Origin of the sequence: Virgisporangium aurantiacum (assembly GCF_016863635.1) — a bacterium.
GTDB lineage: Bacteria > Actinomycetota > Actinomycetes > Mycobacteriales > Micromonosporaceae > Virgisporangium > Virgisporangium aurantiacum.
On the sequence record NZ_BOPG01000075.1, the window covers coordinates 97,658 to 105,081 of the forward strand.

Consider the following 7,424-nt stretch of genomic DNA (forward strand, 5'->3'; position numbering starts at 1 on the left):
TGGACGGCTCTCCCGCCCTCGGACTACTACCGGCCCTCCGCCCCATCCCGGGCCGTCGGCGGACGACGCGCCTTCCCCGCCCCGACCTGCTGGAAGCAAGGCCGTGCCGGGACACCGAGATGGTTCCCACGTTCACTGTGATCCGCTTGTCGGGTGAGGCGGCCAGCTTTGCCCCTGCGGCATCGCCACGGCTACGCCGCAGTTCTTCACCATGGCCTCCCGACCGGCAAGATCAATCCGATCCAGGAGTTCCCGCCCACCTGGGCGGTGCGCACCGCGATCCAGCCCAGATCCACCGGGTTCGAGCTGGCGGAGGTCTTGAGAGGCTTTACACCGCTGGTTCCTCGCGTCCACCTTCCCGTCTCGCTTGCCGGACCCGCACCATTCGGTAGTCCTGGCACGTCCCGGCGTTGTCGGGGCTGCTCTCCACCCGATCCGGTCGACTCACCAAGCCCGGCTACCCCCAGCTCCTACCGCCTCGCTGCGACGAAACGGCGGTACGGGTCTCACACCCGCACACGGCTCACAGCGCCTCGTGGCGCACGGTCTCCCACCTCCACTCGAACCTCAGCGCCTCACGGCGCACGGACGACCTGCGGCACGGTGCCGCCTGCCTGGCCCAGTCGGGTGGCCCGGAGGAGTCTCACCTCCGGGCTCCCACAGATCCGTACGTAAACCTCTCGGTTTATACGGCTCTTGTCACTCTGGTCACCAGACGGCAGGGACGGTGTTCACCCAGGCCCAGTGGGCGAAGAACCGCGGGCGAAGGTTGACCGCCCGGCTCCACGCGTCCTGTGCCTTCTTCCGGCCCTTGAGCTTCCGATACTTGTTGCGGGACCAACGCAGCAGGTAGGTGTTGATGCGTCCCAGGAGGGGTGACAGGGCCGAGCGGTAGAACGCCCCGTAGTAGGTCATCCACCCCCGCACGATCGGGTTGATCCTGCGGGCGAGGTCGGCCTCGGTCAGGCCGGTACGGTGGTGCAGTCGCCAGGACCGCACCTGCGCATTGAGCCTTTTCAAGGCGTCTTTGCTGATCGCCGGGTTGAAGCTCAGGAACATCTTCCCCGTCTTCATCCGCACCCCGCGTGCCCGGAACGTGAACCCGAGGAACGTGAACGCGGTGTGCGCATACGCTGACCGCCGCTTCCCGTCCTTGCAGTAGACGATCCGGGTCTTGTCCGGGTGCAGTTCCAGCCCCACCTCGCGCATCCGTTCCCCGACGGCCGCCAGCACGGTGTGCGCTTGGGCCTCGCTGACGCAGTGGATCACCGCGTCGTCCACATAGCGTTCGAATGTGACCGCCGGGAACTCCCGGTCCAGCCAACTATCGAACGCGTAGTGCAGGAACAGGTTCGCGATCACGGGCGAGACCGCGGAACCCTGAGGGGTCCCCCGGTCCCGGACCTGCAACGAGCCGTCGGGCAATGCCAGCGGCGCGACGAGCCACCGCTTCACATACAGCACCACCCACGGCAGGTCGGTGTTCGCCTCGACCGCCTTGACCATGAGGTCGTGCGGTACCGAGTCGAAGAACTTCCGGATGTCGAGATCGATCACCCAGTCCGTCTTCCAGCACCGCTGGCGGCACACCGCCACCGCGTCGAGAGCAGAGCGGTTCGGGCGGTAGCCGTAGGAATCCGGGTGGAAGATCGGCTCGACCCTCTTCTCCAGATCCATGGCCACCACCGTCTGCGCGACCCGATCCGCGACGGTCGGCACGCCCAAAATTCTCGTGCCCACACCGTGCGCCTTGGGGATCTCCACCGCACGCACCGGCGGCGGGAAGTACGACCCCGATGACATCCGATTCCAGATCTTGTACAGGTTGCCCTTCAGATCCTTCTCGAACTCCGCGATCGACTTCCCGTCCACCCCCGGTGCGCCCTTGTTCGCCTTGACCTTCTCCCACGCCTCCCAGACCGCCCGCTTCGAGATCTCGAACGGCTTGTCCGGTGCTTTCAGCTCGTCCACACGACTCCTCCCGGAGCACTCCCCGGTTGATCGAACAAACCAGCCGCGAATGACCCGGCCCCTTCGCTCCACCCCCATTACCAGGGCTTCACCACTACTACGAGCCGGTCCGCCGGCGTGCCCGGCGACGGTACTCAATCCCTTGCGGGGTCACCGCTTGAAACACTCCCTCTCGCCCGGCCGGCAACGTCGCCGCCCGGAGCGTGTCCGTGCACGCCTTCTCCTGTTCCACACGGAAGCCGCAGATCAGGCTCGCGTCGTCTCCATGCCGGACACCGCCTGGCCAGTCGGTGGGCTCCCGCCAGACTTATCCCGGGATCGTTTGGACATCCCGGTTCTGATGTCATCTGAGTTTGTTTCGACACGTCAGCAACGATTCGCTCGCGCTCGCCTTCCTGATCCCTACCTGACGCCTCACGGACGCCTTTTCCTCATCGCTCACCACGACGGTCTTCAGCCAACGCAGCATGAGGCGGTTTGAAGCCATCCCCCACAGGACGGCTCCGAAGGGCCACAACCTTCATCATCCGTGCAGCACCGCAACGAACAGTCGTCCTACACCAGACTCCCCCTCGCGTTCAGGACACACCCAAACGTAAACATTCAACGGGACGAGGATGGCGGCCCGTCAGCGGTGATAGATTCTGTGGCCGTGGACGGCAATGCCGACCCTGCCGCGCACGCCATTGGGGATCCGGTGTCGCCACGGGGCTACCGAATCATCGACCGGGCCGCGGCCGAGCGGCGGTTCGCCGTGTTCACGGATGTGGTCGCCGGGCAGACCGCCTACGCCAAGCCGAGCTACGACCAGCCAGTTCGGCTCTACGAGAACGGTCTGCACCTTCAACGCGATTTCGACCTGAGCGGCCTCGCCGACAACATCGTGGTCGTCGGCGACCTGACGGTCGGTGGCACGCTCCACTGGGCCAGCGAGGACCGGTACCGCTTTGTCCTCGTCACCGGTGACCTTCGGGTAGGCGCGGTCGAGCTCGGCCAGCGGGCGGAACTGGTGGTGCGCGGCGACGTGTACGCCGCCGGCCACGTCGTAGCCGTGAGCCTGGGCGAAAGCCCGTTCGATGCCGACACTCGGGTCGCGGCCCGCCATGTTCGCGCGCGGTGCCTCGTCGTGCACGGACACGTTGACGTGGTCGTCGCCGGTGACCTGACGCTCACCGAAGCGGCCTGGTGTCAGGACGAGGACGACCGCGGCTCACTGACCGTGGCCGGCAGTACCGCCGTACCGGTGCTGTGCAAAACGCCCGACTTCGGCACCACACTTTGCGGGCACAGAACGATCGGCCGGTTCGAGAACGTCAACGTGCGGTACCCCGATCCCGACCGTCTCACGCTGCTGGCGACCGATGTCTTCAGCGAACACCACGAGGACTACGGCACCGACTATCTCCGCGAAGTGCACGAACGCATTCTGGACGCGGTCCTCGGCGGCCGTCCTGTCCTCGCGGAGGCCACCGGCGCTGAGGTGGATGACCCCACCGCGATCAGGCGTGTGTCGTTGTCGGGCGTCGACCTGTCCACCGGCCAGCTACCGGACGGCGGCACGCTCGGCGCGTTCCTCGCCGACCTCGCCGGCCACGGGACGGTGACGGAGCTGGACCTTTCCGGCTGCGACCTCACCGAGTTGCCCGACACCGTCGGCCGGCTCACGTCGTTGCGGTTGTTGGACATCTCCGACAACCGGCTGCAGTCTCTGCCCGACTCGCTCGGCGATTTGAGGAACCTGTGGGTCCTGCGCGCCGAGGGCCTGAGGTGCCCGCTGCCGGCTACCGTCGCGCACCTGGACGCGTTGGAGGAACTGATCCTCCGACGGTGGCGCCCGGACGGGGGCGGTGCCCCGTTCCCGTTCCCCGCGGTGACCAGGCTGTCCCGGCTACGGTTACTGGACCTGGCCGGGGCTGCACTGGCCGAGGTGCCCGAGGATCTGCTGGACGTCACCACCCTGGAACTGCTCGACCTCGGCGGTGCGCTCGGCCACACAACCCGGCTGCCGGACCTTTCCCGGCTGCCGGCCCTGACGGTGCTGCGGCTGTCGGGCGACGGCGGGTATGGCAGCACATACCCCGATGCGGACGTGATCGCCGGGCGGTGGTCCGTCGCGACCCTGACCGAGCTTGGCCTCGACCGGTGGCGTGCCGAACCGGGTCGCCCCGCACTCGTCGAACTGCCCGACGACGCCTTCGCCGGGATGCCCGGCCTGCGCGCTCTTGACCTTTCCTTCAACGTGTTCGAGACGCTGCCCGAGTCGTTCTACAGCCTGACCAACCTGGCCGAGGTCGACCTGCAACACACGCGGCTGGACCGGAACACGGTCGACCGGCTGCTCGCCACGTTCCCCAATGCGGCGATCAACCTGTACAGCGTCGAGACCGCCAAGGAACACCCGGTGTGGCAACGGTTCTGCGAACTGGTCGCCCTCGCCACCGCCCAGCTCGCCACCGATCGACCGCGGGCCATCGGGTTGCTGACAGAGGCCGTCGGGCCGGCAACGGGCGGCGTCAACTTCGGCGGCACCGACCAGCGGAACGCGTTGTGCGCTCTGGTCGATGCACTCGACCGGAGCCACGCCGACGCCAGCGACAGTCAGAAACCGGCCCTGTCCGACCGGATCCTCCACTACGGACGGCGGGCGATTGAGCTGATACCGCCGGGGATCTACCTGCCCGACGGCGAGGTACGCCGGCACGTTCTCGCCGCGTGCGACGCCCTCGCCCGGCACCTGGCCCAACACGGCGAACTCGACGAGGCACTGTCCATCTTGGACCGTATCGGCGTCCAGGACGCCGCCAACGACGCCGACCTCGAACCAATCCGTCGCACCCAGGTCGACATTCTGCTGTGGCTTGACCGCCCCGACGACGCGTACACCATCGCCCACCGCGCCCTCGCCCACGCGCCGGACTCGCCGAACTTCGCCGATCTCGCCGCAGATCCCGACCTCCGGTCGTGGCGGCTGGCCCACCGGGCCGCCACCGGGTTCGTCCGCCCGCGGGGCCGTCGGCAGGACCGCAAAATCGAGCGCATCGAATCCGGCCGCACCGACATCACGGACCTAGATCTCGCCGAAACACCGCTGCTACCCGCCGACACCGTGCTCAGCCTGCCGAGCCTGCGGCGGCTCTCGCTTGCCGGCATCGACCTCTCGGACGGTCGCCTGCCCGACGGCACCACGGTCCGCGCGCTGTTCGCGGCGCTCGGCGACCGGGGGACGCTTGAGGAACTCGACCTGTCATACGCCCGCCTACCCGAACTGCCTGACACACTAGGTCGACTCACGTCGCTGCGCGCCCTCGACATTTCGGGCACGACGGTCACGACAGTACCGCCGCAGATCGCCGCGCTCACGGAACTGACACGCGTCACCGCCCATCGGCTGCCCGGCGCGGTGCCGGCCGGGCTGCACCACCTGCCCGTCCTGGCCGACCTGGATCTGCGCCGCCTCGGCCGGCCCTATTTCGGCGACGGCAGAACGCCGTTCCACCTTCCGGAGCCGCTGATGCGCATGCCCACACTGCGCCGCCTACGGCTGTTCGGCGCACGCATCGCGTCAATGGCCAGCGGTGGCAACGCCATCGAGACGCTGGAACTTTCCGGCGGCCTGCTCCAGGCGGACCGGTTGCCGGACCTGTCCGGCATGGCGAACCTGCGCATCCTCGACCTGTCCGCCAATGACCTCACCGGGCTCCCCGACGACATCTTCGCCGGCACTCCACGGCTACGCCGCCTCGACCTGCGCGACAACCAGCTCACCACCCTGCCCGGGTCACTGTTCGCATTGAGCGACCTGGACAACGTCCGGATCGACTTCGCCCAGCTCGAACCGGCGACCCTGCGGCACCTCGCCGGCCTGGCCCGCACCGAGCCGGAGAACCCGGCGCACGACTGGATCCGGGCGGTCATCGTGCACCTCCAACTCAAGACCGGCCGCACAGCAGACGCCCACGCGACCGTGGCCCGAATCCTGGCCCGCAGGCCGGACTTCGCCGCACTGGCAGACCTCGCCTGCGCCTGACGGCCTTTATGGCCCCCGGAACAGGCCCGCGTCGGCTGGGACCTCCCGCGACCAGGCCGTGGCCCGCGCCCGATTCACGTTTTCCCGCGGCCGGACCGCCACCAGCCGCCGCCGGGCGTCGACATCCTCATGTCGCAAGCCCAACGCCTCGCCGATCCGCAAGCCGGTGTCCTTCACCAAGCTCGGCAGGAACCGATCGCGCAGCCGGTCACACGACTCGACCAGTGCTGTCATCTCAACCCGGGTCAACTCGCGCGGCGGGCGACGCTCCGCGCGCAGCGCGATCACCCGATGCCGCTCCGGCCGCGCCCGAGATGCGCCAGGAACGTCAAGCGCGGCGCAGGGTGAGGTCGAACGTCAGCGTGTGGAAGGGGTTGGGCAAGCCGGCCTCGACCGCCCGTCTGTGGTCGTCGACCAGTGAGACATCGCGCACGAGGCTCTCCTTGACGCCGAAGACAGCGTCGGAGTTCAGATAGGGGCTGTCGGCGACGAACACATGTGTGGTCACCGGACAGTAACCGGGCGCGGTGACGATGAAGTGCAGGTGCGCCGGCCGGTACGCGTGCCGAGCAGTGGCGGCGAGCAGTTCGCCGACCGGGCCGTCGGTGGGGATCGGGTAGTAGCGCGGCACGATCGATCGGAACCAGAACCGGCCCTGCTCATCGGCGGTGAACAGGCCACGCAGATTACGTTCGGGTTGGATGCCCGGCTGTTGTACGTCGTAGAAGCCGTCGTCGTTGGCCTGCCAGACGTCGACGTGCGCTCCCGTGACGGGTTCGCCATCCGGCCCGGTGACCCGGCCGGAGACCAGACAAGGAGTGCCCTTGCCGTCCAGGGAGATGGTGTCGCCGAGCGCGCGTGGCGGCGACTCGACCACGTGGAACGGGCCGAGCACGGTGGACTCGGTCGAGGAGCCGCCCGCGCGATGGTTGATCGTCTCGACCAGCATTGAGACGCCCAGGACGTCGGAGAGCAGGATGAATTCCTGCCGGACGCCGTCGCACACTTTCCCGGTATGGGTGAGGAAGTCGATCGCGGAGGCCCACTCCTCCTCGGTCAGCTCCACCTCCTTGACGTAGGCGTGCAAATGTTTCACCAGCGCGGTCATCAGCTGTCGCAGGCGCGCGTCGGGTGTGCCTGCGAAACTGGCGCCGACCACCTCGGCCGAGTGCTCCTCGCTGAACAGATCCGGCGTGCCGGCGCCGGCTGTCTCAGATACGTCCATATCTCGTTCCTCGTCGACTCGCGCGGGATCGGGATCGATCAGATCGGGTACTGCCGGTGGCCCGAGTCGCTCGGCCGTACGGCAGCGCTTCGTGAGTCTCCAGCGTCACCGTGTGTGCCACAACACGGCCGTTCGTTCAACGAACAACGTCGGCCCGAATGCCGGCCGTTGGTTCAGGCACCGTGGACGCGGATTCCAGGG

At 67.9% G+C, this 7,424-nt stretch carries 4 protein-coding genes; 1 reads left to right on the forward strand and 3 read right to left on the reverse strand.

Features of this window, described 5'->3' with window-relative positions:
- Nucleotides 1–708 precede the first annotated feature (708 nt).
- Nucleotides 709–1,971, reverse strand: coding sequence for a group II intron reverse transcriptase/maturase (gene ltrA / locus Vau01_RS48305; protein WP_204007629.1), 1,263 nt, complete (start codon nt 1,969–1,971; stop codon nt 709–711).
- A 652-nt stretch (nt 1,972–2,623) separates the two neighbouring features.
- Here ltrA and Vau01_RS48310 point away from each other — a divergent pair.
- On the forward strand, nt 2,624–5,998 hold the full coding sequence (locus Vau01_RS48310; RefSeq protein WP_204007631.1) for a leucine-rich repeat domain-containing protein: 3,375 nt from the start codon (nt 2,624–2,626) through the stop codon (nt 5,996–5,998).
- Nucleotides 5,999–6,004: 6 nt separating this feature from the next.
- On the opposite strand, the gene Vau01_RS48315 is transcribed toward Vau01_RS48310, so the two are convergent.
- The gene (locus Vau01_RS48315; protein ID WP_204007633.1) at nt 6,005–6,286 is read right to left on the reverse strand and encodes a tyrosine-type recombinase/integrase; all 282 of its coding nucleotides are present in this window, start codon (nt 6,284–6,286) and stop codon (nt 6,005–6,007) included.
- A gap of 40 nt (nt 6,287–6,326) precedes the next feature.
- Nucleotides 6,327–7,223 (reverse strand): intradiol ring-cleavage dioxygenase, encoded by an 897-nt coding sequence (locus Vau01_RS48320; protein WP_275424034.1) that lies wholly within the window; start codon nt 7,221–7,223, stop codon nt 6,327–6,329.
- Between the last annotated feature and the right edge of the window lie 201 nt (nt 7,224–7,424).